The sequence below is a fragment of the Gallaecimonas mangrovi genome, assembly GCF_003367375.1.
Classification (GTDB): Bacteria; Pseudomonadota; Gammaproteobacteria; order Enterobacterales; family Gallaecimonadaceae; genus Gallaecimonas; species Gallaecimonas mangrovi.
Genome location: NZ_CP031416.1, coordinates 3,404,415 through 3,430,714 on the forward strand (window position 1 = coordinate 3,404,415; position 26,300 = coordinate 3,430,714).

A 26,300-nucleotide genomic window follows, 5' to 3' on the forward strand; every position below is an offset into this window, starting at 1 on the left:
CTGTAAATGCGCTTTTGGGGCGAATTGCTTTATGCGGTGCGTTCGAACATTAAATCCCAAACACCATGACCAAGGCGCTCACCACGGGCTTCAAATTTGGTTTTAGGGCGATGTTCTGGCCGCGGCATGTAATCACCGCTGGGCGACTGGTTTTTATAACCGGGAGCAGCGCTCATGACGTCCAGCATATGTTCGGCATAGTTTTCCCAATCGGTCGCCATATGAAAAACGCCTCCAATGGCCAGTTTTTTACGCAGACTCTCGGCAAATTCCAGCTGCACAATACGGCGCTTATGATGGCGTTTTTTATGCCAGGGATCGGGGAAGAACAACTGCAAGCGATGCAGGCTGCCATCGGCAATGTTGTCGGCCAACACTTCTACCGCGTCATGCTCGAATACCCGCAAGTTAGTGACTCCGGCCTCGCTGGCCGCCATTAGACAGGCACCAACCCCCGGTTTATGCACCTCGATACCGATAAAATTAAGCTCAGGAGCAGCACCCGCCATTTCAACCAGGCTTTTACCCATGCCAAAGCCAATTTCCAGCACCACAGGCTGGTTGTTGCCAAAGACCTTTTCAAAATCCAGCAGCCCCATGCCATGCTCTAAGCCCATGCTGGGCCAATGATTATCCAAGGCTTGTGCTTGGCCTTTGGTCAGCCGCCCTTCGCGGCGCACAAAGCTTCGGATCTTACGCAGATAAGGCGCATTTTCGGCATTTTGCTCGGACATCTGAGGCTCCTGTGTTTTGGGGCGGGCATTATCGCTACAATACCGGCCTATTTCCAGACAGAAGATCGCCAATGAGCTTTGCTGAGCGGGTGGTAGCGTGGTACCACCAACATGGCCGCAAAACCCTGCCCTGGCAGCAGCATAAAACCCCTTACAAAGTATGGGTGTCAGAAATTATGCTGCAACAAACCCAGGTTGCTACCGTTATCCCCTATTTTGCGCGTTTTATGGCGCGCTTTCCCGATGTGGTGGCGCTGGCAGACGCTCCCCAGGATGAAGTGCTGCACCATTGGACCGGCCTTGGCTACTATGCCCGCGCCCGCAATCTGCATAAGGCAGCCCAACAAATACGTGACCAACACGGCGGCCATTTCCCTGAGCGTATTGACGAAGTGCAAGCGCTGCCCGGTATCGGCCGTTCAACAGCAGGCGCTGTGCTGTCGTTGTCCTTGGGGCAAGACCTCGCCATTTTGGACGGCAACGTCAAACGGGTATTGGCCAGGCACCAGCAAGTTGAAGGCTGGCCAGGCAACAAAAAGGTGCACGATAAGCTCTGGGAAATCACCGAAGCCCTAACTCCCAGCAAAGAAGTGACTGCCTACAACCAGGCGATGATGGACTTGGGCGCCATGATTTGCACACGTTCAAAGCCCAAGTGCGAGCTTTGCCCGGTGGCCGAAGATTGCGGGGCCCGCCAAACCGGTCGCCAAAGTGACTACCCCGGTAAAAAGCCGAAAAAAACACTACCGGTACGCAGCAGCACTTTTTTGCTCCTTAAAAAGGCGGGCGAGATATGGCTACAGCAGCGGCCGCCATCAGGGCTTTGGGGCGGACTTTACTGCCCGCCAGAAGTAGATACTGCTGATATTGGTGACTGGCTTGAACAGCAGCAACTGCTGGCCAACCGCCAGCAGGCCTTAGCGCCATTTCGCCACACCTTTAGCCATTTTCATCTCGACATTACCCCTATTTTGTTGGAAGTAGAGGCGCTACCCGGTGGCGGCGTTATGGAAGCAAGCCAAGGGCTTTGGTATAACTTGGCGCGGCCGCCGGCCGTGGGTTTAGCCGCCCCAACAACCAAGCTTTTGAATATATTGAAAAACGAGGACAGCCAATGAGCCGCACCGTATTTTGTGCCCACTTAAAAAAAGAGGCTGAAGGCTTAGATTTTCAGCTTTACCCCGGCGAGCTGGGCAAACGTATCTTTGACAATATTTCCAAGGAAGCTTGGGCGGCATGGCAGAAAAAACAAACCATGCTGATCAACGAAAAGAAACTGAACATGATGGACCCAGAACACCGCAAGTTTTTGGAAGGCGCCATGACCGACTTTCTTTTTGAAGGCAAAGACCCACAAATTGAAGGTTATACGCCACCCGAAGCCTGAAGATTGCTCAGGCTTTAAGCAAACAGTCTGAAGGCCGGTGAAAAGCCAGCTCAGGCTGGTTGACTTGCTAGGTAAAGATCTATTTAATTAGCGCCCGTTGCCTCGATAGCTCAGTCGGTAGAGCAGCGGATTGAAAATCCGCGTGTCGCTGGTTCGATTCCGGCTCGAGGCACCATAGATTTTTAAAAGATAAGGTCGAGTATCTTGTCTGAGGTCAGAATTTTAAGATAAATTACTGACCCTAAAGCCAGTTTTGGTTGCCGGCTTAGCTCAGTTGGTAGAGCAACTGACTTGTAATCAGTAGGTCGCGGGTTCGACTCCTGCAGCCGGCACCACTTAAATTTGCCTCGATAGCTCAGTCGGTAGAGCAGCGGATTGAAAATCCGCGTGTCGCTGGTTCGATTCCGGCTCGAGGCACCATATTAGAAACCCAGCTTCGGCTGGGTTTTCTTTTTTTTAGCCGTCATCGAACGCGTTCGATTGTCAGGTCCTTCCCTGGACCTGACCCTTCGGGCCATCGCCAGCGATGTCCCAAAATGCTCCGGCATTTTGGTCCGGCTCGAGGCACCATAAAAGAAAAGCCCTGGTCGCAAGACCGGGGCTTTTTGTTATCGGCAGGCCTGCTATTTTTAGTCCCGAACGGGTACCGGTAACAGCTGCAGCTGATACCCCAAATGCTGACAAAAACGCTTAACACCGGCTGGGCTAATCACCAAGGTTTGCGTCGACACCAGCGGGTGGCACTGAAAATCATCCCCTTGCCATAAGCCTTCATCAACCCAAAGACGAACGGCCCGCTCGCGGTCATTGATAAGCGCCAGTAACGATACCGCGCCGGGCTTTACGCCAAGGTATTTTTCTAACCGCTCAGGTGAGGCAAACCCCAAGCGAGACAAACCAGTTTGCTTAGAAAGGGCTTTAAGGTCGACCTGCTTGTGGGCTGGTACCAGTAGCAACACATGCTTCTTACCGTAGTTGTCTCTTAAAAAAAGGTTTTTGATACGTTGACCGGGCCGGACAACACCAAGCTTGTCTGCCGCCTGGCAGTCGGTAAGAGGTGGGTGGTCAATTTGCTCAAAGGTGATGTCTAAAGCAGCCAGCAGCGCCTTGGGGCCACAGTCTTCATTTAGGGGCATTCCCCCTCCATACGGTTAAATGCTCGCAACATAGCGCCCTGACAGTGGTTATCAATTATCTGGGGTTTAAGCCACTTGATGATGCGCAAAGCGTTATCATCCAATACAGCAACATGGCCATTGATTACCTACCCAACACTGCAGTTTTAACGTGCTAGCAAGGGTTGATGCTAATGTCAGGCTTAAACATTGCCATTTCACAACAATACGTTATGCCCGTTTCAAAGAGAAACACCATGGTCATTGAAAACACGCCTTCCTTATTTTTAGGGATCGACGGTGGCGGCAGTAAATGCCGAGCCTTACTCTGTGATGCCAAGGGGCAACCTTTATCAAAAAGCTTGGCAGGGCCAGCTAATGCAAACCAGGACTTAAAAGGTGCTTGTCAGGCGTTAACGCTATGCGCTGAAGCCGCACTTGATGCTGCCGGCCTTTCGCTGTCTTATTTGAAGTATCTGCATGTGGGCGCAGGTCTTGCTGGCATGAATGTGCCAGCAACCGTTGCCGCAATGAAAAACTGGAGTCATCCCTTTGCCGGCCTTTACCTGACCACAGACTTGCACATAGCCAGTCTTGGCGCCCATAACGGCGAAGATGGTGCCGTCATTATCACCGGCACAGGTTCAGCGGGGTTTTCCAAATCGGGTTCGCAGCGCCTTATGTTAGGCGGCTATGGTCTGCAATTGGGAGACCAAGGAGGAGGTGCCTGGCTGGGCCTTGAGGCCGTAAAAGCAAGCCTTTTGGCAAGTGATGGCATTGGCCCTGACACCGCCTTAACGGACGCATTTGAGGAAGTATTGGGGCGCGGCGGCAGTTTGGCCATCATGGACAACTTCATCGGTCAGACATCCGCCACCTTTGCCAAATATGCCCCCATGGTCTTTTCCCTGGCTGACCAAGGCGACCGGGTTGCGTTGGCGCTGGTCAGCCAAGGCGCTCAATACCTGCAAGCAATGGCAACCAAGCTAACCGCTATTGGCCCGGTCAAATTAGCCATGATTGGTGGCCTTGCCGCCAAATGGCAACCCAGGCTTTCAGCTGACATTCGTGAAAAGCTTGTCGACAGCGTTAGCTCTCCAGAACAGGGCGCCATTTATTTTGCGCGCCAACAAGCCAAAGTTTAGCCGGGGCTTTTTTTCTGACGAACAATGGCTGGCCACGGCAGCAGTACGGTATTTTGCTGCAGGCGAATCAACTGCGCCTCGCTAACCGGTTCCCCCAGCAACATGCCTTGGCCAATATCGCAACCGGCTTGCTGTAGCCATTGCAACTGCTGAGTATTTTCAATGCCTTCAGCAACCACCTCACCACCCAGGTTATGCACTAGGGAGATAAGGCTTTTAACGATTTGATCGATGGTGCTGTCTTTACCCAGCTCCTGGGTAAAGCTTTTATCGACCTTAACCACATCAAACGGCAGTTTATGCAGGTAGCTCAGTGAGGAATAACCGGTACCAAAGTCATCAATAGCGATTTTCACGCCCAGTGCTTTCAGGGCTTGCAGAGACGACATGGCATTTTGGAAATGGTCCACCAGGCTCGACTCGGTCACTTCCACTTCTAACTGGTAACTCTCAATGTGGTGGCGTTTTAAGGCCGCTTCCACAAAGGTTGGCAAGCTCGCATCTAAAAATTGCCGGCACGCCAAATTCACCGCCAACCGGCATTCCTTGCCTTCCCGAGCTTGCATACGGCTGAGAATAGAAAGCGCCTCTTCAATGATCCAATAGCCAAGCTCGATGATCCGATCGGTGTTTTCCAGCTGCGGAATAAACGCCTGCGGGGAGACCAACCCCCGGGTGGGATGATGCCAACGAACCAAGGCCTCGTAACCGGCACTACTGCCATCACTTAAGTGGCACTTTGGCTGCAAGTACAGTTCAAACTGCTGCAATTTCAGCGCATTATCCAGGTCTCTTTCCAAAGCAATACGTGAATTCAGGCGGTCTTCCATGTTGTCGTTGAAAAAGCTTTGGGACAGATTATTTTCTTTGGCGTGATGCAGTGCCAAGTCGGCACGGCGTAATAATTCCTGGGCTGATATCTGTTCATCTTTTACCTGCGCTACGCCTAATACTGCCGAGATTTGACATTGGCTATTGGCCAACATCAAAGGCGGTTCTAAATGCCAGTGCAGCTGTTGCAATAGCAGCCTGAGCCGCTCTTTTTCCCGGTAACGCATGACCACAACAAATTTATCGCCACTAAAACGGCCAAGGCAGTGGCAGGTACCGGCAACTTCTTGCAAACGGTTGGCAATGCCTTTTAAAAGCAGGTCCCCCTTGTCGTAACCAAGGCTGTCATTTATGGCTTTAAATTGCTGAATATCTACAAAAATAACCGCCAAAATATCGCCTTCGCTATGGCTAAGCAGCAGTGCAATTTTTTCTTCTAGGTGGTGGCGGTTAGCAAGGCCGGTTAATTCATCAAACCGCAGCTGATATTCCAGTAATTCGAGCTGACTTTGCATCTGCGTTTGCACTTGCTGAAACTGGCCCGCCAATTCAAAGGTCTCAAACTGCAAATGATCAACTTCATCCCGGCACCATTTAGCTTCGCTAAAACTCACCTGCCGCGGCGCATTGGCTAATAATTGCAGTTGTTGGCGATGCCGGTTAAGCCGTTGAACAATTAGCCAAACCCACCACGCTAGCAACAGGCATAAAACAAAAATAACGGGACTGGCCAGCCACAACAAAAAATGCTGCTGGCGGGTGGCAAAGGTAGTGAAAGGGCTGATATCAGCAGCAACTAACAGCCCCCCGGCGGCGAGTTGGTGCAGCGGCTGCCACCATAAAATTTTATTGCCTTCGAGCCGCTGACTGGCAAATGGCTCGGTTGCAGATACTTGCGTCAGTAAGCCGGTAAAGTCGCTGCCAAGGGCGGTTTCTGCCACGCCCATGCCCCAGACGCTTTCGCCTTTTCCTGGCCTTAGCATCATCAGCCCAAAGCCGGTGCTTTGATGTATTTTTTCAATAACTGGCGCCAAGGGCAAAAACAGCCCCAGCGCTAAGCCATCCTTTAACGGCAGCAGCATCTGTTGGAAGCAGCGCTCACGGCAAACCAGCCGAGAAGAGGTTTTGTTATGATGCGGCCAACCACCTTGCTCGCCTTGTTCAACCAGCATTTGCTGGCCATGACGGAGCATTACGCCCTGGCTGTGAAGGTCCCTTGCAAACAGCGGTAAAACGGCCAGCAGACGCTCTTTGGAAACAGCGCCTTGGCCAAGCTGTGCTTGCACAATTTGGCTGGCATTTTGGCGCTGAACCACCAGCTCGGCATTGAATTGGCGAATAAGGCCGGCCTGGAACTGTTGCTCTAGCACCGATTGCAGCTGTTGCTGTTGGTTGTTATGCCAGGCCCACAGCGACACCAGCATCGCAACAGCAACCGGTATCATGACCAAAAGCAATTTAAGGTAAAGACTCACAAACGGCTTTTTAGCGGAGCCTGAGGCAATTTGGGAAAGCGGCTGGAATGTGGCCACAGAATAATGCCTCCCTGGCACTAGATGTCCGTTTTTGAGTATAGCCGGTGCTATACTGCCCGCCTTGTTTTGATGAGGCCCACCATGCTTTCCAACGTCAGCCAGCTGTTACTTCGTAATCAGGATCATTTTGCCGACCAGTCCCTGCTTATAAGCCAATCGCCAAGGGATCCGCTGGCCCAAGAATGGCAAGGCCCTCTTTACACACACCACACCGACTTTGTGGCCTGGCAGCAAGCCAAACGCGCCTTGGCTGAGAAGGCCATTTTTGCCCCGGCGCCTACCGATATTTCGGTTGAGCAAGCGCTGTTGGTGATGCCCAAAAGCAAGGACGAAGCCAAAATGCTGCTGGCAGCCTTGGCGGCGTTATTGCCAGTTGGCGGCAAGCTGTTACTGGCTGGAGAAAACAAAGCCGGTATTAAATCCGCCGCCAAACTGTTGGAAGCCTACGGTCAGCCGATGAAAATCGACAGTGCCCGCCACTGCAGCCTGTTTGAAGTGGAGCTCACCGAAAAAGCCCCGGCGTTTAATTTGGCTGACTACCAACAAAGCTTTGAGCTTCAAGTTGCCGGCGAAACCATAAAACTGGTGAGCCTGCCTGGCGTGTTCAGCCACGGCGAACTGGATGATGCAACCGCGCTGCTGCTGGAGTCCTTGCCGCGTGTTAAAACCGGCAGGCTGTTAGATTTTGGTTGTGGCGTTGGCATCATTGGCAGTTATCTCGCCAAGAAGGCACCGGAAGCGCAAGTGGAAATGCTGGATGTGTCTGCGCTTGCCATTACCGCCTCCGAGCTAACCCTAAAAGCCAATGGCATTGAAAACGCCAAGGTAACGGCTTCCGATGGTTTGTCTGCCCTTAGCGGCCGCTTTCACCAAATAATCAGCAATCCGCCTTTTCATACCGGCGTTGGCACCGACTACAGCGCCACCGAGCAGCTTTTGGCCGAAGCACCAAAACGGCTGGTACAAGGCGGCGACTTAGTGCTGGTAGCCAATCGCTTTTTAAAATATGAGCCTTTGCTGGCCGCCGGCTTTAATAACAAGGTCGATACCCTCGCCAGCACCAACAAGTTTAAGGTGCTCTATTGCCGAGGTTCTGGCCGATAAAAGCCTTGCTATTTTAAGGCTCATCGCTAGAATGCCGCAGCACATGCAGATGTGGCGGAATTGGTAGACGCGCTAGCTTCAGGTGTTAGTGACTTAACGGTCGTGGGAGTTCAAGTCTCCCCATCTGCACCAAACACGAAAAACCCGGCTTTAAGCCGGGTTTTTTATTGGCATTGAAAAACACTGCTCAGCTTTCATGCAAATAGCGCCCCAGCCATAAAAAAACCGTTGACGAGGCAGTCTGGATGGGTAGAATGCGTCCCCGTGGTAAGCAATGCTTGTCACCACAATTTGGTATGCAGATGTGGCGGAATTGGTAGACGCGCTAGCTTCAGGTGTTAGTGACTTAACGGTCGTGGGAGTTCAAGTCTCCCCATCTGCACCAACAAATTTGAGAACCTCGATGCAATCGAGGTTTTTTTAGCCCGGGACCCGGCTTAAAACAGTCCGACAATTTGCAGATGTGGCGGAATTGGTAGACGCGCTAGCTTCAGGTGTTAGTGACTTAACGGTCGTGGGAGTTCAAGTCTCCCCATCTGCACCACCTTCGAAAAGGTCGGCTTTTTAGCCGGCCTTTTTTCGTCTAAGCTGGCGCCATGGAACAGCTCGAATTTTTTGAAATTCCCTCCCCTTGCATCGGGGTCTGCCAGGCAGACAACCGTGGCTATTGCCTTGGCTGCTTGCGCTCCCGTGATGAACGCTTTGGCTGGAACCAAATGAGCGACGCTGAAAAACGCAAAGTGGTAGAGCTTTGCCAAAAACGCAAAAAAAGACGGGCCATCAAGGCCCGCCTGCAACAAGAAGAAGACGATTAAAGATTTTCTTCGGCAAAAGAGGCCAAACGGCTTCTTACCACCCCATCTAGGTACACGTTCGCTGAACCTGGGAAATCCTTAAAGCGCTCCACAATGTAGGTTAGCCCCGATGTCACCGGGCTTAGGTAGTTAGAATCAATTTGCGCCAAGTTACCGGAACAAATCATTTTGGTGCCCTCACCGCAGCGGGTAAGGATGGTTTTAAGCTGACTGGCCGTCAGGTTTTGGCTTTCGTCGATTAACACAATGGCGTTCTGAATAGAGCGCCCACGCATAAAGTTGACCGATTTAAACTGGATATTGGCTTTATCCATAATGTATTGCAGGCTGCCAGATGGGTGCGCATCGGAGCCGTGCAGCACTTCCAGGGTGTCGGTGATCGCCGCCAGCCAAGGCAGCATTTTTTCTTCCTCGGTGCCGGGCAAAAAACCAATGCTTTCGGCTATTTCCGGGGTATTACGGGTGACTATTACTTTGTCGTATTGGCCCCGTTCTATCACCAGTTCCAGGGCTGCGGCCATCGCCAGCAGGGTTTTGCCGGAACCGGCCGGGCCGGTAAGCATCACTAAATCAAGGCTGGGGTCCATCAGGGCATGGAGGGCTAGGCCTTGGAAAATATTTTTAGGGCTGATACCCCAGGCATGCTGCGCCATTAAGCGGTCACAGCCCAAGTCCAGCAGTTTGACTTCTTTATCACCGTGCTCTAACACGCGAGCGGCAAAATCTTCACTGTTATCAAGGATGTATTCATTAGTGTAGAGGTTTTCCAACACCCCGGCAGCAATGGTGTGCACCGTATCGCGGCCCTGGCTTTCGCTTTCCACCTTGTTGACCTTATCCCACAGTCGGCCGTCAATTTCCTGATAGCCCTTGGCCAGGTAGCGAATGTCATCCACCAGCTGGTCGGTGCGGTAGTCTTCCACATTGCGAAGGCCTGCCCCTTTGGCCTTAAGCCGCATATTGATGTCTTTGGTCACCAGCACCACTTTGGTGGGGGCCTTTTGTTTTTGCAGATGCAGCGCGGCGTTAATTATCTTGTTGTCAGCTTCCGACCCGGGCACATGCGCCAGTTCCCCTTTTATTTCATGGTCGGGATAAATAGAAATATGGCCACGATTGCCTTCCAGATCATGGCTGGGCAATGGTACGCCTGCGGCAATTTCCTCAGGACTGGTGTTTTTAAAGACATCGTCCAGGGCACGGATCGCCGCCCGAGCATCTCTGGAGATATCGCTGCGCCGGTCTTTGATGTTGTCCAGTTCTTCCAGAACGGTCATCGGGATCAGCACGTCGTGTTCGTCGAAGGAGTAGATGGCAAGAGGTTCATGCAGCAGGATGTTGGTATCAAGGATATAGACTTTTCTTTCGTCTGGAGCCATAGCGCTCTCCCTAACTAACGGCCAAAGGAGGTGGTTGTCCACCTCAAACTCACTTTAACCATAGTTGGAGAAAAAAGGGGAGAACAAGATCAAGGCTTGAGGTTTTTGCCTAGCATTGAGGTCTTGGGTAACATACGCCGCCTTCTTCGACTTCGGAGCTTTTTGATGTCACTTGCTCTTGGCCAACGCTTTATTGCCGATGCCGAATCTGAACTCGGTCTGGGGACTGTTGTAGCCCTGGACAACCGTACTCTGACAGTGTTGTTCCCGGTAAGCGGTGAAACCCGCCTTTACAGTAAAACCGAAGCCCCCATTACTCGCGTGAGTTTTCGTGCTGGGGACACCATCAAAAGCCATGACGGCTGGAGCCTGACCGTTGAGCAGGTTGAAGAAGACAACGGATTGTTTACCTATGTAGGCAGCCGCCAAGACAACGGCGAGCAAGCCAGCCTGCGTGAAACGCTGCTTGATGGGGTCATTAACCTCAATAAACCGCAAGACCGCCTTTTTGCCGGCCAGCTTGACCGCACCGACTGGTTTACCCTGCGCTACCAAACCCTAGAGCAGATGCATCAGCTGTCGCAAAGCCCCTTGCGTGGCCTGATTGGCGCCCGTATGGACCTCATCCCCCACCAGCTTTACATCGCTGACGAGGTGGGTAACCGTCAAGCACCACGGGTACTGCTGGCCGATGAAGTGGGCCTGGGTAAAACCGTGGAAGCGGGCATGATCATTCACCAGCAACTGCGCGCCGAATTTGCCGAGCGTGTCTTGCTACTGCTGCCAGAAAACCTGATGCACCAGTGGCTGGTAGAAATGCGTCGCCGCTTTAACCTCAATTTTGCGCTCTTTGACGAAAGCCGTTTAGAGGAAGCCGAACACGACGCCGACAACCCCTTTGATACCGCGCAGCTGGTCATGGTTAGCCTGGAACTGATCGCCAAGCGTAAACCCCGTTTTGAGCAGCTATTAGCCGCCGACTGGGACATGCTGGTGGTGGACGAAGCCCACCACTTGGCCTGGCAAGAAAATAACCCCAGCCGCGAATACCAAGTGGTTCAAGACTTGGCCGAATCCATTCCGTCGGTGCTGCTACTCACCGCCACCCCTGACCAACTTGGCCACCAAAGCCATTTTGCCAGGCTGCGATTGTTAGACAGCGAGCGCTTCCACGATTACCAGGCGTTTTGCCAAGAAGAAGCCCAATACCAACCGCTGGCGCAAGTGGCGCAAAAGCTACTGGAAAATGAACCGCTAGCGGCCGATGACAAAGCCAAAATTGCCGCCTGGGGTGAAGATCTCGCCGCCCTTGCCGAAGGCGATAATAACGACCGTAAGAAACTGGTGTCGGCGTTGATTGACCGCCACGGCACCAGCCGGGTGCTGCTGCGTAACACCCGTGCCGGTGTGCAAGGCTTTCCCGGCCGTCGCCTGTATGCCCAGGCCCTAGCACTGCCAGACGCTTATGCCACCGCTATTCGTGTTGGCAAAATGATGGCTGGGCGCAAAAGCGAGGCGGAAAAACTCGAAGAGCAACTCAACCCAGAAATCATTTATCAAGCCTTTGAAGACGACGACGGTAACAGCTGGTGCCAGCACGACCCACGGGTGCAGTGGCTGGTTAAGCACTTAAAACACAACAACAACGAAAAAGTGGTGCTTATTGCCCATAGCCGTCGTCAGGTGCAGGCCATTAACGATTACCTTCGGGAAAAGCACGCTATTCAAGCCGCGGTTTTCCATGAAGAACTGTCCATTATCGAACGTGACCGCGCCGCGGTATTTTTCGCCGACGAAGACGGCGCGCAGATTTTACTGTGCTCGGAAATAGGCTCTGAAGGCCGTAACTTCCAGTTCGCCCACCAATTGGTGCTGTTTGACCTGCCGCTAAATCCTGACTTGCTTGAGCAGCGTATTGGCCGCTTGGACCGCATTGGCCAGGAGCGGGTGGTGGAGATTTATGTGCCGCACTTGGCAGAATCGGCCCAGGCACGATTGATGAGCTGGTATCACCAGGGTCTTAATGCCTTTGAAGCCACCTGCCCGGTGGGAGGCGCCGTTTACGAAGCTCAGCAACAAAGCCTGGCCGCAGCGCTATTAGCCGATGACAACGCCGCTTTTGAGCAGCTTATCGGCGATGCTGCCAACCGCCGCCACGCCTTAATGGCTGAAATGGAAGCGGGCCGCGACCGTTTGCTGGAACTGGCATCACAAGGGGCTGGCCGCGGTGAAAAGCTCGCCACCGACATTGCCACCCTCGATTACGACCCCAAACTGCCGATTTTCCTTACCCAGGTGCTGGACGTATTTGGTGTCGACCAGGAAGACTTGGACGATTACACCCAGCTACTACGCCCAGGCGAGCGTATGCTCACCGCCCTGCCCGGCCTGGAAGAAGACGGCATTCAAACCACCTTCGACCGCGAGTACGCGCTGTCTCGCGATAACGTGCAGTTTTTAAGCTGGGATCACCCCTTGGTGCTGTCAGCCATGGACGCGGTATTAACCGGCGACATGGGTAACGCCTCGGTGGCGCTGCTGAAAAACAAAGCACTGCCGGCGGGCACTACCTTTGTGGAGCTGGTGTTTGTTACCGAGCACCAAGCCCCTAAATCACTGCAGCTTGACCGCTACCTGCCGCTAACGCCGCTGCGTATGCTGCTGGACAAAACCGGTACCGATCTGGCGCCCAAGGTGTTGTTTGATAACTTCAACCGCCAGCTAACGCCCATTAAGCGCCACACTGCTGCCAAATTGGCGGTGGCGTCTCAAAGCCTTATTCACAACCACATTCAAAAAGCGCAGCAACAAGTGGCGCCGCAGGTGGATGCGCTGATCGCCACGGCCAAAGACCGTATCGAGCAACAGCTGGGTGGAGAGTTGGCCCGCTTAAAAGCGCTTAAGGCGGTAAATGACAGCATTCGCGACGACGAAATCGACGCCCTTGCCAGCCGTAAGGCCGCCTTGCTCAAACACGTGGCAGCGGCAAGCTTGCGCCTGGACATGGTGCGGCTTATCGTGGTGGTGAACGAGTAAGTCTCTGAGGCACAATATGAAACGCTGTTGGCTCTTGATGATGTTACTGCTGCCATGGGTAGCAAAAGCCGAAGAGCCGCAGCGCTTCGTGCCGGTAGGCGATGCCAAAGCAGAGCTGGTAGCAACCGGGTATCTGCCCAAAGAACTGCCACAAGCACTGCAGGCCGAAGGCTTTTTAGTGGAGCTTTACAGCCAGTTGCCCAAGGATTGGCAACCCAAGCCAGAACAGCTGCTGTTAACCTCTGATGGCAGCCTTTTCAAACGCTGCGAAGACGGCAATTTTCGTGGCTGCATTTTTATCAATGCCACTTACAAAGTGGATGCCATTGGAAAACCCACCCTGGATTTAGTCAACGCCCCGCGCTTACCGTTGGAAGGTGATTTAGCGCTGCGGCAAAAATTACTGCCGGCCCAGCCCAATAGCCGCTTTTATGCGTTAGCACTGCGCGCCGACACCCCGGGCGAAAGCCAGGAGCTAGCCGGCATTATTAAAGGCTGGCTCTATACCTTGGACCGCGAGCTCAACTAACTCAGTTTTCTTTGTGGGCCTTTATCTGCTGATAAGCCGCTTGAATGGCCTGAGCCCGTTCTTTGGCCAGCTCTTGCATTTCCGGCGGTAAGCCCTTGGCCATCAGCTTGTCGGGGTGGTGTTCGGCCATGGCTTTTTTATAGGCGCGCCGCACCGTTTGCATGTCGGCATCGCGGCTAAGGCCCAGCAATTCATAGGCGTCATTGATACGGGCATAGCGAGACTGCTCCGGCGCCTTGGTAAAGGCTTGCCCCGCCTTTGCCATGCGAATAAGCCCTTCCAGCATGCGCTCAGGCAGCCCAAGGCTTTTACGCACTCTTTCCAACACCCGCCGCTCTTCTACTTGCAGGTTGCCGTCAGCCAGTGCCAGCGCCACCTGAATTTCCATAAACAACTGCAATAACTCGCGCTGCCCCGCCAGGGCTTCCCCTAACGCCGACACCGACGCTTCTAATGGATAACCAGGAGACTTACCTTCACGAAAGGCTTCTTGGGCGGCGCGGCGTTTTTCACCTTTTAAACCAAGGCGGTCCATCAAGCCGCTGGCGGCGGCAATATCTTCTTCACGCACCCGGCCTTTGGCTTTTGCCAAATGGCCCATCACCGCAAAACTGGTGTGAAAGAAAATGCGTTCCCGGCCGGCTTCATCCAAGCGATTCCACACTTTGCCAAAACCGGCACCGTTAAAATCGCGCTTAAGGGCTTTATCAAACCACCAGCCCACCACAAAGCCCAATACGGCACCCGGTAACCGCGCAAAGGCCAGGCCCAACAACAGGCCGACAATACGTCCCCACATGTTAACGCTTATCCTCCAAATACTGATTAAGCTGCCTAAGGCGCTCCGGGGTGCCCACATCTTGCCAATAGCCGCCGTAGTGCTGGCCATGCAAGATGCCGGCGTCAGCCCATTGGCGCAGCAGCGGCCCCAGCGCCGCAACACCATCGCCAAGGCTTTGAAACAGCGCGCTGCTTAATAGGGCAATACCGGCGTAGGTGAACTGTTTTGGCTGGTTAACGACTCGCCCGTCTTGCAAGCCAAAATCGCCACCAGGATGCTGCGGCGGGTTGTCCACCAGCAGCAAGGTTGGCGCATTAGCACTTAGCAGCGATTGCAAGTTGCAGTCGCAATAGACATCGCCGTTAACCAGTAAAAAATCACCACCGCCCAGCAGCGGCAAGGCACGGCGAATACCGCCAGCCGTTTCCAGCGCTGTGCCTTCATGGGAAAACAGCAGGCGAAGGCCAAAGCGGCTGCCATCCCCCAGCGTCTTGGGAAGCTGTTCCCCCAGCCAGGCCGTATTAATGACAACGTCAGTGATACCGGCCGACTTTAACCGCCAAAGATGATGCTCAATCAGCGGCAAGCCAGCCGCTTTGAGTAGCGGCTTTGGCGTATGGTCGGTTAAAGGGCGCATCCGCTCGCCACGCCCGGCAGCCAGGATCATGGCTTTCACGGTGTCTCCTCCAACAGCCCCACCAAAGCATCCAAGGCCGGATAACGCCGTGCCACCCGCAGCAGTTTTTGCCGCGTTGGTGCCAAATCGTTTAAATAGCCGGACTTGCCATCCTGATAATGCAGGCGGCAAAAAATACCCAATATTTTGATTTGGCGAAGAATACCGGTCAAATCGAACCAGCGCCTGAACTGCTCGGGGTCTTTGGTAAAAGCCTGGCGTGAAAAGGCCTGGGTAATTAAGGTGTTTTCTTCGGCTTCGCTTAAATCAACGTAGCTATCGCGAATCAAGGACACCGCATCGTAAGTGAGCGGCAACAGCTGCAAGTCCTGAAAATCGATAACCGCTAACTCGTCGCCAACCCGATGCAAATTACGGGCGTGGTAGTCACGGTGCGCAGGCACCTTAGGCTGGACAAAAAAGTTATCAAAAAGGTAAGAAAAAATGCCGTCGAGTTGCCCTAGCTCAAGACTTACTCCAAGATGGCGGCTTAAATACCAGTCTTGAAACAAATCCCGTTTACGCTTAACAAAAGGTAGCCCTGCTTCCGGCAAAGGCAGGTTAAGTTGCTGTATTTTTGCGATAAGATTAACGGCTTTACCGTACCAAGCTAACCTAAGCTCATGGCTGACAGTGCTCAGAGGCTGGTCACCTAGGTCAGGAAGCAACATCCAGGTATCCCTTATCGCTAAGGGCTCTGGTACCCTGATGCCTTGTTGTGCCAAGGCGTGGGCAAGAAAGGCGAAATGACTGGCCTGGCTGGCTTCGCCCTCGGGGTAGGCCACAACAATAGTGGAACCTTGCGGCTGAGCGAGCCGCCAATAACGGCGTGTACCGGCATCGCCAGTTAAGGGTTCAAGCACCGCACTTTGTAAGCCGAGTTGGCTGCAGGCCCAAGATTGAAGGGCATCGAAAGGAATATCTCGCATAGTGGCGGCCACTATAGCTCAATAGCCGGAGCGGGAAAATTGCATTATGATTCGCCTCTCGGATAAATCGGCCGAGAGGGTCAACAGAGCGAGAGCGACATGGGAAGGAGCGTGACTAGAGTCCGCCATTGGTTGCTGTTATCAGCTGTTGCTGCCAGTACAAGCCAAGCTTTGGCAGCAGAAAAAAAAGTAGACGACACTTGCCCACTGCCCCAACAACAGGCCGAAACCGGCAAGGCACAAGATAAAAAAGCCCTGAGTCAAACTGCGATCTCTGCCACTGCCCAAAAGGCGGTGATGGAGAAGAATGATTCGGCTTTGTTGCAAGGTGACGTCAAAATTTGCCAGGGAACGCGCACCCTGAGTGCCGATGAGGCGTTGCTGGACCGCAAGAACGGTCAACTGAAAGCCAAAGGCAAAGTGACCTTTAATGACGGCACCGTACAGCTAAGTAGCGACACCCTCAACGCCCGCACCGATACCAACTCAGCCCAGCTAGACAATGTGGCTTATCGCTTGCTGGGGGGTACTGCTCGCGGCACGGCCAAGCAGCTGAGCATGTCGCAGAGCAAAGGCCTGACCATGGTCGGCAGTACCTTCACCACATGCCCGGTGGATGACCCAACCTGGGCAGTCAATGCCGACAAAATTTATATCAACCCAGACGATGGCTGGGGTGAGGCCTGGGGCGCAAAATTTGATATTTATAATGTGCCCGTTTTCTACTTCCCCTATTTCAGCTTTCCGGTAACCAGCGACCGTAAAAGCGGCTTGCTCTACCCCACTTTTACCTCCAGTGATAAACGCGGCTTGGAATTTGCCCAACCGATTTACTGGAATATTGCGCCCAACTTTGATGCCACCATTACCCCTCGTTATATGTCTGACAGGGGCACGCAGCTCAACGCGCAATTTCGTTATCTGATTGGTGACGATGACCTCGGCCAATTCAACATCGAGTATTTGCCGAACGACGAAAAATACAGTGGCGAAAATAAAGACCGCTATCTGTTTAACTGGCAAACCACCGGTAAAGCCAGCGAGCACTGGCGCTATAACGTTAACTACACCGCCATCAGTGACGACGCCTATTTTGTTGACTTAGACTCGCCATTGGGTTCATCAACCGATACCCAGCTTAACCGTTATGGCGGTATTGCTTACCTGTCATACGGCTGGAACTTCACCGCTGATGTGAAAGATTTTGAGGTGCTTGGGGATTACCCATCACCCTATAAAGCCGTACCCCGGCTGACATTATCTAGGGAAGATGCCAACTTCTGGCATGGCTTGGATTTCGACTTTTATTCGGAATTGACCTCCTTTGACAACGACGACCAGTCAGAGCCGACAGCGCAGCGGCTGCATATCGAGCCAACCTTTTCTTTGCCGCTCAACAGCCCGGCAGGTAACTTCACCACCGAGCTGAAGCTTTACCAAACCTTTTATGAGCAGCACGATCCGTCTAATCAATTGGCGAAGAATGTCTCCCGCACCCTGCCGCAGCTTCGGGTATACGGTAAGTTGAACTTTGAACGAGAGTTCCAGTACGACGATAGGGATTACCGGCAGACCCTGGAACCGCAGTTCCAGTATTTGTTTATTCCAAAAGAAGATCAGACCGATATTGGCCTCTACGACACCAGCCTGCTGGGCGAAGATTACAGCTCGCTGTTTCGGGACCGCCGTTATTCGGGCTTGGACCGCATTTCCGATGCCAACCAAATTACCTTAGGTGTAACCAGCCGCCTGTTCGACCAGAAGAACCAAGAGCGCCTTCGGGTCTCGGTGGGGCAGATCATTTACCTGAAAAGTTCGGAAGTGGGTCTCGACAGCAACACCGGCCAGGTCACTACCTCCACCTCGGCGCTGGCCGGTGAACTTGATCTACGAATCGACAAAAGCTGGAGCGTTTCCGGTAACATTCTTTACGACACGGAAAAAGGACAGACCAACAAAGGGAACTTCCGGGTCGATTACAAGGTCAGTGATGACAAGCTGTTACAGTTTACGCACCGATATGTTCGTGACATCTCGGATGGTGTAAACATCGATCAGGTTGGTCTTAGCGGCGCTTGGGCTATTAGTCCGATATGGAAGGTATTTGCCTCCCATTACGAAGACTTAACCTTGCACCGTGCAGAAGAAACCTATGGTGGTATCGAATATGAAGCCTGTTGCTTTGCCCTCAGGCTAACAGCGAAACGTCGACTGAATACCATTTTGTCGGACAGTGCCGAGTTTGCGGGCCAGCCGACATACGATAACAGCATCAGCTTTGAATTTATTTTCAGAGGACTGGGCAGCCACGGTACCAGTGGTGAACAACTATTAAGTAAAGGGCTTTTCAGCTATCGTGAGCCCTATAACCTGAGTTACTGATATCCATGAGAATGACCCTGAAATTCCTTGCCGCCCTGGCTGGCGGAGTCCTGATGTTCAGCCAAGTACAGGCTAAGCCTGAAATGCTGGACAAGGTGGCCGCCATCGTCGACCAGGGGGTGATCCTCGAGTCTGACGTCAACGACATGATGCGCGATGTAAAACAAAGCGCCAGTGAGTCCAACCAACCTTTGCCGTCAGACAAAATCTTGCACGTACAGGTGCTGGACCGCCTGATCAACGAACAGTTAGAAATGCAGACTGCCAAGCGTATAGGCTTGGAAGTGTCAGATGCGCAGCTCGACCAAACCATTGAACACATGGCGCAAGAGCAAAAGCTGACCGTTGAGCAGATGAAAAAGAAAATTGAATCTGAAGGTGGCGACTTTGCAAGCTTTCGCGAGCATGTGCGTAAACAGCTGACCTTAGGTGAAGTTCGCCGTATCGTTGTTAGCCGCCGCATTCAAATCAGCCCTCAAGAAATTGAGGCGATGGTGAAGCAGTTAGATAAGCAAGGCGACAAAAACGTTGAATTGCACCTGCGTCACATTCTGATTGAAATACCGCAAAACCCGACCCCGAAAGACATTGCTGACGCGAAAAGCCGTGCCGAAAAAGTGCTGTCGCGTTTGCATAACGGCGAAGACTTTGCCCAGTTAGCGATTGTTGCCTCATCCGGCACCCACGCTCTGGAAGGGGGTAACCTGGGTTGGATCAACGCCAACGAAGTGCCCACTCTGTTTGCTGATGCCCTGCAAAACGCCACTAAAGGAGAGATTATTGGGCCACTGCGTAGCGCCTCTGGTTTTCACATCATCAAAGTTGATGGCATCCGCGGTCAAAAAACCGTTGAGCTGACCGAATACCACGCCCGTCATATTCTGCTTAAACCGTCGGTTATTCTTAGCGACACTAAAGCGAAGGCGGAGCTGGAAAAATGGCGCAGCGAAGTGCTGGCAGGTAAAGCCAAGTTTGCCGATTTGGCGAAAAAGAACTCGGAAGATCCCGGCAGCGCCAGCCAAGGCGGCGACCTGGGTTGGGCCGACCCGAAAATTTATGACCCAACCTTTGCCGATGTACTGGAGCACATGAAAAAAGGCGAGATCTCAGAGCCTTTCCGTAGCTCTTTTGGTTGGCACATCATTCAGCTGCTCGATACCCGCACCACTGACGCCACCGCACAAGCGAAAAAAGAGAAGGCTTACCGCATCCTCTTTAATCGTAAATTTAGTGAGGAAGCATCAGCCTGGCTACGCGAGCAACGTAACCAAGCCTATATCCAGATCTTGGATCAAAAATCATGATCCAACGCATCGCCTTGACCCCAGGTGAGCCGGCCGGTATCGGCCCTGACCTGGCGGTCATGCTGGCCCAACAAAGTTGGCCAGTGGAAATTGTGGTTTGTGCCAATGAAGCATTATTAAAAACCCGGGCGAAAAGCCTGGGTTTGCCGCTAGAGATACGCCATTACGATGCCCAAAGCCCGGCCCAGCCGCAGGAAAAAGGCACTCTCACCTTGGCACCTTTTGAGCTTCAGGCAGAGGTGATTGCTGGTGAACTTAACGAGGCCAATGCCCACTATGTGCTCGACACCCTGGCCTTTGCCGGTGAAGGCAACATGGACGGGCGTTTTGCGGCAGTGGTAACAGGCCCGGTGCATAAGGGCATTATTAACAGAGCCGGCATTGCCTTTTCCGGGCATACCGAGTTTTTTGCGCAGCAAGCTAATGTTGGTGACGTGGTGATGCTGCTGGCCACCGAAGGCTTGCGGGTGGCGCTAGTGACTACCCATATTCCTTTGGCCTATGTGGCCAAAGCCATTACCCCAGAACGTTTAACGAAAGTCATTGGGGTATTGCACCAAGACTTAGTGGGCAAATTTGGCATTGCCAAACCCCGTATTTATGTTTGTGGCCTTAACCCCCATGCCGGTGAAGGCGGCCACCTTGGCCGTGAAGAGCTGGAGATTATTGAGCCCACCCTTAATATGCTGCGTGAGCAGGGAATGGACTTGGTTGGACCGCTTCCGGCCGATACATTGTTCCAGCCCAAGTATCTTGATAATGCCGATGCGGTGCTAGCGATGTATCATGACCAGGGGTTGCCGGTACTCAAGCACAAAGGCTTTGGTAATTCCGTCAATATCACCTTGGGACTGCCCTTTATCCGTACTTCAGTCGACCACGGCACTGCCCTGGATTTGGCCGGTACCGGTGAAGTGGACGCAGGCAGCATGAAGCTGGCTATGTCTCAAGCCATCGCACTCGCTAACCGTTGATTACATGACCGACAATGTTCATTTGGGCCACCGTGCCCGCAAGCGCTTCGGCCAAAACTTTCTAAACGATGCTGAAGTTATCGCCAACATCGTGCGTGCCATTAACCCTCGCCCAGATGACGTGCTGGTGGAAATTGGCCCAGGCCTTGGCGCCTTAACTGAACCGGTTTTAGAAGAAGCCGGCCAGTTGCAGGTAGTTGAGCTTGATAGGGATTTGGCGGCAAGATTGCGCCAGCGCGATGGCATCACCGTCAATGAAGCCGACGCCTTAAAATTTGATTTTGGCACCCTTTATCAAGAGGGGCATCCTTTCAAAGTGTTTGGTAACCTGCCCTACAACATTTCCACGCCGCTGTTGTTCCATCTGTTTAATTGGACAGACTACATCGACGAAATGCACTTCATGCTGCAAAAGGAAGTGGTAGAACGCATGGCGGCAGGCCCTGGTACCAAACAATATGGCCGCCTGTCGGTAATGACACAGTACTACTGTCAGGTGATCCCGGTACTGCACGTTGGCCCAGACGCTTTTACGCCGCCCCCGAAAGTAGATTCGGCCGTGGTGCGACTGGTACCGTATAAAGAAAGGCCGGTTAAAGTCCGCGACGAAAAGAAATTAAGCCAGTTGCTGACAGAAGCGTTTAACCAACGCCGTAAAACCGTGCGCAATACCTTTAAGAACCATTTTTCTGCCGAGGAACTGGCAGCCTTAGGGGTTGACCCCGGTGCTCGCCCTGAAAATCTCAGCCTGGCACAATATGCCGCCTTAGCTGATGCACTAAGCAGTAAATGATTGGAGGTGAGATGCTGCGTTTTCAGATCCATGTGGATAGCCGCTATCTAGAAGACCGCTCCTTACCAGACGAAGACAAATACGTTTTCGCTTACACCATTACTATCCGTAACCTCGACAACCAAGCGGCAAAATTATTGAACCGCTACTGGCTTATTACCGACGGTAACGGCAAAACCACGGAAGTGTCAGGCGCCGGAGTAGTGGGCCAGCAGCCCACAATTCAACCCGGTAGTGAATATACCTACACTTCTGGGGCAGTATTGGAAAGCCCGGTTGGGACCATGGAAGGTCACTACGAAATGCAGCCGCAAAGCGGTGATAATTTTAAAGCCTCCATTCCCATCTTCCGACTCGCGGTACCCAAGGTCGTAAACTAATGCTCTACGTTGTTGGTGATATCCAAGGCTGCTTTGACGAGCTCATGGCACTGTTGGATAAAGTGGCCTTTGACCACAGCAAAGACCGCCTTGTCTCCGTAGGGGATTTAGTGGCTAGGGGCCCCAAGTCTCTGGAGGTACTACGGTTTTTCATGGCTCATCCCGAGTCTTGTAAAACCGTGTTGGGCAACCACGACCTGAATCTGTTAGCCATTCTGTGCGGCCACCGTAAAGCCAAGAAAAGTGACAAACTTGACGCGATTTTGGACGCCGGTGACCAGGATGCCATCAGTGGTTATTTACGCCGTCAACCACTGGCCCTTTGGTTCGAAGAGCAAAAGCTTTTAGTTAGCCACGCCGGTCTTCCACCTGAGTGGCAAAAAGAGCAGGTTCTGGCGGCAAGCAGTTTGGTCAGTCAAGGCCTGCAAAACGAGGGTTGGCAGCAATTGCTGTTAGACATGTACGGAGACGAACCCAGCCAGTGGAGCCCAGAGCTCACCGGTACGCCCTTGTTGCGTTACATCATCAATAGTTTGACCCGCATGCGATTTTGCCGCCCCGACGGCAGTTTGGAATTAAAATGCAAGGCCTGTCCGGCCGATGGCATCAGCCAAGGCTTTATCCCTTGGTATCAATTCCACGGCCCATTGCCTTTCACCGTTGCCTTTGGTCATTGGGCCGCGCTGGAAGGTGAATTAACACGATCCGACATTAAAGCCTTAGATACTGGCTGTGTTTGGGGCAACACCCTCACACTTTGGTGCGCCGACAACAATTTTTTTTACCAACAGCCAGCAATTTCCTAAAGTAATTCAACTTTTTGACGATACAAGCATGTAGCCTGTCGAGACTGCCTATTCTTAATACAACCCAGCCGGTAAACTTGGCCAACTAATGAGAATAGGCAAGCCTTTTGCATAGGGTAATGCCGTCAAGTTTTTGTCAGAGGGTCCCCCATGAGTCTCACTGTCGCCAAGCGTATCGTTTTGGGCTTCGTGATTATTACTTTGCTGCTAATAGGGAACGGGATTAGTTCTTTTATTGGCTTTAGCAGTGTTGAAAAAAGCGTCCAAAGAGCAACCTCTTTAGCCGTTGGTGCTGTTATTAATGTCAGCCAACTGCAACAGGGTAGTTCCACTCTCAGTGAGCTGGGTTTAAAGGCTTATCACAGTGACGATAGTAAAGAGATCCTGCGCTTCGTTGATACGGCTAACAGCGCAGCGACCAAGCTTCAAGATTCTTTAAAAACCTTTAAAAACCTCATTCGTAATGAGAAAGAATTGGTTGAGACATCTAAAAGCATGGAAGGCAGCCTTGATGGCCTGACCGGTGCCCAGCAGCGCCTGTTTGAATCCAAGCTCACAGCGCTTGGGTTACGGGATAAATCGAAAAAGCTGCAATCCAATATATCGGACGTGTCCGATGATGCCAGCGCTGATATCCTTGATTTAATTGATTCAGGAGTTTCCAAAGACGTCGCAAATGCCGCCAACAAGCTGGAAAACATCTTCCTGTCACTGTCGACTTCGGTTATCGAATACAACAAGACCACTACTGAGTCGAAAGCGAAAACCATCGCCGGTGAAGTGGACTTCACCATTAAAGACATTGACGACCGCTTGACCAAAATCGCCAGCACCCTCGGCGACGACAACAAGTTCATTAAGTCGCTGCGCAGTAAAACCGATGAGTTGCGTAGCAAAATCACCGGCACAAGCGGCATTATTGACCTTCATACCCAGCAATTAACGGCTAATAGCAAGGCCGCAAGTGCCTTGATGGAAGAAGAGATAAATCTCGAAGGCCTGCGCGGTTCACTCGACAAGCTGCAAGCCGCGTCACAGAAAATTGCCTCTGACACCAAAAACGATATCGAAAACTCTGTTGGCACTGCCGACATGACCACGGCTGCGGTGATGATCATCTGTTTACTGGCCGCTTCGGTTATCAGCTTCTACGTGGTTCGCTCTATTACCCGTCCGCTGGATAAAGTAAACAAAATGCTTAACGTGCTGGCATCAGGCGACCTGAGCCAGCGCTTGCAGGTTCAGTCCAAAGACGAATTTGGCACCCTGGCCCGTAACACCAATACCCTTATTGATTCGTTGCGGGAATTGATTGAGGGCATTTCCAGCGGCTCAACCCAGTTGGCCGCGAGCGCCGAAGAAACCTCTGCCATCACTGCCCAAACCAAAGTGGGCATCCAGCAGCAAAAAAGCCAGGTGGACCAAGCTGCTACCGCCACCACCGAGCTTTCCGCCAGTGCTGACCAAGTGACCCATAGTGCCGCTGATACCCTTTCTTCGGTTAAACGCGCCGAGCAAGAAAGCGAGCGAGTACGCCAGCTGTCTGCCGATACCAAAAGCACCATTCAGATGCTGGCAGCAGAAGTGGATTCCGCGTCTCAGGTTATCAACAAAGTGCATCAAGACAGTGCCAACATCGGCTCTATTCTCGATGTAATTCGTGGCGTCGCCGACCAAACCAACTTACTGGCATTAAACGCGGCGATTGAAGCCGCTCGCGCCGGGGAGCAAGGCCGTGGCTTTGCGGTGGTTGCCGATGAGGTACGTACTCTGGCTTCCCGTACCCAGCAATCTACCCAAGAGATCCAGGCAATGATTGAAGCCCTGCAACAAGGGGCAGAACAAGCGGTAGAAGCCATGGAACAAGGTAAATTCCAGGCCGAGAGCTGCGTGTCTAAATCGGTAGAATCTGACGTGGCCCTGGGCCATATCACCGAAGCCGTTCGCGAAGCCCGTGATAAGAGCGAGCACATTGCTCAAGCAGCGCAAGAGCAAGGTGTGGTGGCGCAGGAAATTAGCGAGAAACTGACTTCCATCGTCAATATCGCTGAAGAAACGGCAATGGGCGCCGAACAAACGGCCAGCTCTAGTGAAGAAGTGGCTAAATTGTCAGAAGAGCTGCGTAACTCGGTTAGACGCTTTAAAATAAGCTGATGACGAACTGGTACCCAAAACGCGGCCATGGCCGCGTTTTTTTATTCTGCAACACCACGGCGCTTTTTAGCACACTGTTGGCGCTATTGATTGTTGGTTGTTCACCAACTGGCCCCACCGAGCAACAACTTAAGTTGGCTGCCGCGCAGCACATTGGCGCCGTCGGTAAAAATAGCTTTCTTAAAGTAGATAAGGTCACACTGCTAAAACAAAAGAAAGTTGATGAAAAACACCTGCAAGTGCAGCTGAGCTACCAACTGGAATTTACCATGAACTTTCCGGAAGCCGCACAAACCTTGGCAACAGGCCAGCCAGACATTTATCGGCGGATTGGCTCGAGCTTAGGCGGGGTAGCCATCGAAATGGAATTTGGCGTCTTTCAACGGGGCGACAAACAACAACGCCAAGCAACATTATTGCTGGCAAGACAAGCGGACAATTGGATACTGGATGAATAAAAAACCCCGCTTAGCGGGGTTTTTTAATTAGATACGTTCTTTGATGGTGGCAGCGGTCCCGCTGCTGCCAAAGCCATTCGCTTGGGCCCATGCCAGAACAGTTTTGCCATCATATTCAGGGGCGCTCAGGGTTGAGCCTGCCAACTGTTTAGCAATAAATTCACCGGTAGCATCAGAACCAGACTTCATGGAAAAGCGCAGCAGGCTAAGGCCATTGCACTTGATGCCATCGTAAATATTGCGTAAACGGATACCCGAATCAGATAGCTTAGAACGAAGGCGGTTTTTATCATTGGAAGCCACATAGTTACAAATACTGGCAACCAACTGCGCCGCATCAGCCCTGGCGGGGGTAGTATGGAATGCAGAGGCCATGACAATAGCAACCGCTCCCACTTTTACAGCTTTAAACACGTCAACCACTCCTAGCAGACAATCAATAAAAAGCGCGGAAATCCTAACAATATAAGGCTTTTATTCCAATAAAAGGTCAGTTTAATGCCTTATTAGACACGTTCAAAAGTCAAAAATGTTAGATCGTACGCATTTAATTGATCGGCCAAACTGTGGCTTTCCTTTATCAACTTCCATTTTTCTTCCTTATCCCAGTCCGGGAACTGGGTGTCACCGTCAATGGTGGCATCGATAAAGGTGAAATAAAGACGGTCAGCTTTCGGCAATGCCTGCTGATAGATTTGCCCGCCACCAATGACCATCGCCTCTTCTGCGTCGGCCACCGCGACCAGAGCATCATCAAGGCTGGCGAACACTTCGACGCCGTCAGGCTTAAAATCGCTTTGACGACTAATCACCAAATTACGGCGCCCCGGCAACGGCCGGCCGATACTTTCGAAGGTTTTGCGGCCCATGATCACCGGCTTACCCAAGGTAACGGCTTTAAAATGTTTTAGGTCGGCAGGCAAATGCCAAGGCATGTCGTTATCACGCCCTATTACCCGATTTTTGGCCATAGCGGCAACTAACGACAAGATCATCGGTGATTACTCAACATAAAAAAGCGAGCTTAACAAAAAGCCGTGCGGGGCGGCACGG

24 protein-coding genes and 6 tRNA genes are annotated in these 26,300 nt (G+C 52.4%); 21 read left to right on the forward strand and 9 right to left on the reverse strand.

Annotated features, from left to right (window positions below; all coding sequences use genetic code 11):
- Positions 1-29: 29 nt before the first annotated feature.
- Positions 30-734, reverse strand: a complete 705-nt coding sequence (gene trmB, locus DW350_RS16140; protein ID WP_115719926.1) for a tRNA (guanosine(46)-N7)-methyltransferase TrmB — start codon at positions 732-734, stop codon at positions 30-32.
- Positions 735-805: 71 nt separating this feature from the next.
- Here trmB and mutY point away from each other — a divergent pair, with 71 nt between their 5' ends.
- The 5 genes from mutY (at position 806) to DW350_RS16165 (ending at position 2,541) form a co-directional block, all read left to right on the forward strand.
- The gene (gene mutY, locus DW350_RS16145; RefSeq protein WP_115719927.1) at positions 806-1,852 is read left to right on the forward strand and encodes an A/G-specific adenine glycosylase; all 1,047 of its coding nucleotides are present in this window, start codon (positions 806-808) and stop codon (positions 1,850-1,852) included.
- On the forward strand, positions 1,849-2,121 hold the full coding sequence (locus tag DW350_RS16150; protein WP_115719928.1) for an oxidative damage protection protein: 273 nt from the start codon (positions 1,849-1,851) through the stop codon (positions 2,119-2,121). The genes mutY and DW350_RS16150 overlap by 4 nt, the downstream gene beginning before the upstream one ends.
- Before the next feature lie 99 nt (positions 2,122-2,220).
- Positions 2,221-2,296, forward strand: a tRNA-Phe gene (locus DW350_RS16155).
- Positions 2,297-2,380: 84 nt separating this feature from the next.
- Positions 2,381-2,456 (forward strand) — tRNA-Thr (locus DW350_RS16160).
- Between the two features lie 9 nt (positions 2,457-2,465).
- Positions 2,466-2,541 (forward strand) — tRNA-Phe (locus tag DW350_RS16165).
- A gap of 209 nt (positions 2,542-2,750) precedes the next feature.
- Here the strand turns inward: DW350_RS16165 and DW350_RS16170 are convergent.
- Positions 2,751-3,257 (reverse strand): prolyl-tRNA synthetase associated domain-containing protein, encoded by a 507-nt coding sequence (locus tag DW350_RS16170; protein WP_115719929.1) that lies wholly within the window; start codon positions 3,255-3,257, stop codon positions 2,751-2,753.
- A gap of 236 nt (positions 3,258-3,493) precedes the next feature.
- On the opposite strand from DW350_RS16170, the gene DW350_RS16175 reads away from it, so the two are divergent.
- Positions 3,494-4,381 carry a glucosamine kinase nucleotide-binding domain-containing protein gene (locus DW350_RS16175; protein WP_115719930.1) on the forward strand — a complete coding sequence of 296 codons (888 nt, stop codon included), beginning with the start codon at positions 3,494-3,496 and terminating at the stop codon, positions 4,379-4,381.
- On the opposite strand, the gene DW350_RS16180 is transcribed toward DW350_RS16175, so the two are convergent.
- Positions 4,378-6,744 carry a putative bifunctional diguanylate cyclase/phosphodiesterase gene (locus tag DW350_RS16180; protein ID WP_115719931.1) on the reverse strand — a complete coding sequence of 789 codons (2,367 nt, stop codon included), beginning with the start codon at positions 6,742-6,744 and terminating at the stop codon, positions 4,378-4,380. The genes DW350_RS16175 and DW350_RS16180 overlap by 4 nt on opposite strands.
- Positions 6,745-6,828: 84 nt before the next feature.
- Between DW350_RS16180 and DW350_RS16185 the strand changes: the two genes are divergently transcribed.
- The 5 genes from DW350_RS16185 to DW350_RS16205 all read left to right on the forward strand — a co-directional run bounded on the left by DW350_RS16185 (position 6,829) and on the right by DW350_RS16205 (position 8,666).
- Positions 6,829-7,851 carry a methyltransferase gene (locus DW350_RS16185; RefSeq protein WP_192954715.1) on the forward strand — a complete coding sequence of 341 codons (1,023 nt, stop codon included), beginning with the start codon at positions 6,829-6,831 and terminating at the stop codon, positions 7,849-7,851.
- A gap of 45 nt (positions 7,852-7,896) precedes the next feature.
- Positions 7,897-7,983: transfer RNA gene (locus tag DW350_RS16190), tRNA-Leu, on the forward strand.
- Positions 7,984-8,149: 166 nt separating this feature from the next.
- A tRNA-Leu gene (locus DW350_RS16195) sits at positions 8,150-8,236 on the forward strand.
- A gap of 72 nt (positions 8,237-8,308) precedes the next feature.
- Positions 8,309-8,395: transfer RNA gene (locus DW350_RS16200), tRNA-Leu, on the forward strand.
- 52 nt (positions 8,396-8,447) lie between these two features.
- A complete protein-coding gene (locus DW350_RS16205; protein WP_115719933.1) occupies positions 8,448-8,666 on the forward strand; it encodes a DUF1289 domain-containing protein in 219 nt (72 codons plus the stop codon).
- On the opposite strand, the gene DW350_RS16210 is transcribed toward DW350_RS16205, so the two are convergent.
- On the reverse strand, positions 8,663-10,045 hold the full coding sequence (locus tag DW350_RS16210; RefSeq protein ID WP_115719934.1) for a PhoH family protein: 1,383 nt from the start codon (positions 10,043-10,045) through the stop codon (positions 8,663-8,665). The genes DW350_RS16205 and DW350_RS16210 overlap by 4 nt on opposite strands.
- A gap of 165 nt (positions 10,046-10,210) precedes the next feature.
- Between DW350_RS16210 and rapA the strand changes: the two genes are divergently transcribed.
- Entirely contained in the window at positions 10,211-13,081 is a 2,871-nt protein-coding gene (gene rapA / locus DW350_RS16215) for an RNA polymerase-associated protein RapA (protein ID WP_115719935.1), read from the forward strand.
- 16 nt (positions 13,082-13,097) lie between these two features.
- The gene (locus DW350_RS16220; RefSeq protein WP_115719936.1) at positions 13,098-13,610 is read left to right on the forward strand and encodes a hypothetical protein; all 513 of its coding nucleotides are present in this window, start codon (positions 13,098-13,100) and stop codon (positions 13,608-13,610) included.
- A 1-nt stretch (position 13,611) separates the two neighbouring features.
- On the opposite strand, the gene djlA is transcribed toward DW350_RS16220, so the two are convergent.
- The 3 genes from djlA to DW350_RS16235 are packed head-to-tail and all read right to left on the reverse strand — an operon-like array spanning position 13,612 to position 16,008.
- Entirely contained in the window at positions 13,612-14,409 is a 798-nt protein-coding gene (djlA, locus tag DW350_RS16225) for a co-chaperone DjlA (RefSeq protein ID WP_115719937.1), read from the reverse strand.
- A gap of 1 nt (position 14,410) precedes the next feature.
- Entirely contained in the window at positions 14,411-15,058 is a 648-nt protein-coding gene (gene murU, locus DW350_RS16230) for an N-acetylmuramate alpha-1-phosphate uridylyltransferase MurU (protein ID WP_319018127.1), read from the reverse strand.
- Between the two features lie 5 nt (positions 15,059-15,063).
- Positions 15,064-16,008: an aminoglycoside phosphotransferase family protein gene (locus tag DW350_RS16235; RefSeq protein ID WP_115719939.1), complete on the reverse strand. Its 945-nt coding sequence runs from the start codon at positions 16,006-16,008 to the stop codon at positions 15,064-15,066.
- Between the two features lie 99 nt (positions 16,009-16,107).
- Here DW350_RS16235 and lptD point away from each other — a divergent pair, with 99 nt between their 5' ends.
- From lptD to DW350_RS16275, 8 genes are all read left to right on the forward strand, one after another.
- On the forward strand, positions 16,108-18,378 hold the full coding sequence (gene lptD, locus DW350_RS16240; RefSeq protein WP_192954716.1) for an LPS assembly protein LptD: 2,271 nt from the start codon (positions 16,108-16,110) through the stop codon (positions 18,376-18,378).
- Positions 18,379-18,431: 53 nt separating this feature from the next.
- The gene (gene surA / locus DW350_RS16245) at positions 18,432-19,682 is read left to right on the forward strand and encodes a peptidylprolyl isomerase SurA (protein WP_319018099.1); all 1,251 of its coding nucleotides are present in this window, start codon (positions 18,432-18,434) and stop codon (positions 19,680-19,682) included.
- Positions 19,679-20,656, forward strand: coding sequence for a 4-hydroxythreonine-4-phosphate dehydrogenase PdxA (pdxA, locus tag DW350_RS16250; RefSeq protein ID WP_115719942.1), 978 nt, complete (start codon positions 19,679-19,681; stop codon positions 20,654-20,656). Before surA ends, pdxA begins: the two co-directional genes overlap by 4 nt.
- 4 nt (positions 20,657-20,660) lie before the next feature.
- Positions 20,661-21,449, forward strand: coding sequence for a 16S rRNA (adenine(1518)-N(6)/adenine(1519)-N(6))-dimethyltransferase RsmA (gene rsmA / locus DW350_RS16255; protein WP_115719943.1), 789 nt, complete (start codon positions 20,661-20,663; stop codon positions 21,447-21,449).
- An 11-nt stretch (positions 21,450-21,460) separates the two neighbouring features.
- A complete protein-coding gene (gene apaG, locus DW350_RS16260; protein WP_226911342.1) occupies positions 21,461-21,829 on the forward strand; it encodes a Co2+/Mg2+ efflux facilitator ApaG/CorD in 369 nt (122 codons plus the stop codon).
- Positions 21,829-22,635: a symmetrical bis(5'-nucleosyl)-tetraphosphatase gene (locus DW350_RS16265; RefSeq protein WP_115719945.1), complete on the forward strand. Its 807-nt coding sequence runs from the start codon at positions 21,829-21,831 to the stop codon at positions 22,633-22,635. Before apaG ends, DW350_RS16265 begins: the two co-directional genes overlap by 1 nt.
- Positions 22,636-22,785: 150 nt before the next feature.
- Positions 22,786-24,789, forward strand: coding sequence for a methyl-accepting chemotaxis protein (locus DW350_RS16270; protein ID WP_115719946.1), 2,004 nt, complete (start codon positions 22,786-22,788; stop codon positions 24,787-24,789).
- Entirely contained in the window at positions 24,789-25,247 is a 459-nt protein-coding gene (locus DW350_RS16275; protein ID WP_115719947.1) for a hypothetical protein, read from the forward strand. Before DW350_RS16270 ends, DW350_RS16275 begins: the two co-directional genes overlap by 1 nt.
- A 27-nt stretch (positions 25,248-25,274) precedes the next feature.
- On the opposite strand, the gene DW350_RS16280 is transcribed toward DW350_RS16275, so the two are convergent.
- Together DW350_RS16280 and folA are read right to left on the reverse strand one after the other, a co-directional pair.
- Positions 25,275-25,661, reverse strand: a complete 387-nt coding sequence (locus DW350_RS16280; RefSeq protein WP_115719948.1) for a DUF3718 domain-containing protein — start codon at positions 25,659-25,661, stop codon at positions 25,275-25,277.
- A 92-nt stretch (positions 25,662-25,753) separates the two neighbouring features.
- Positions 25,754-26,242 carry a type 3 dihydrofolate reductase gene (gene folA, locus DW350_RS16285; protein WP_115719949.1) on the reverse strand — a complete coding sequence of 163 codons (489 nt, stop codon included), beginning with the start codon at positions 26,240-26,242 and terminating at the stop codon, positions 25,754-25,756.
- Positions 26,243-26,300: the final 58 nt, after the last annotated feature.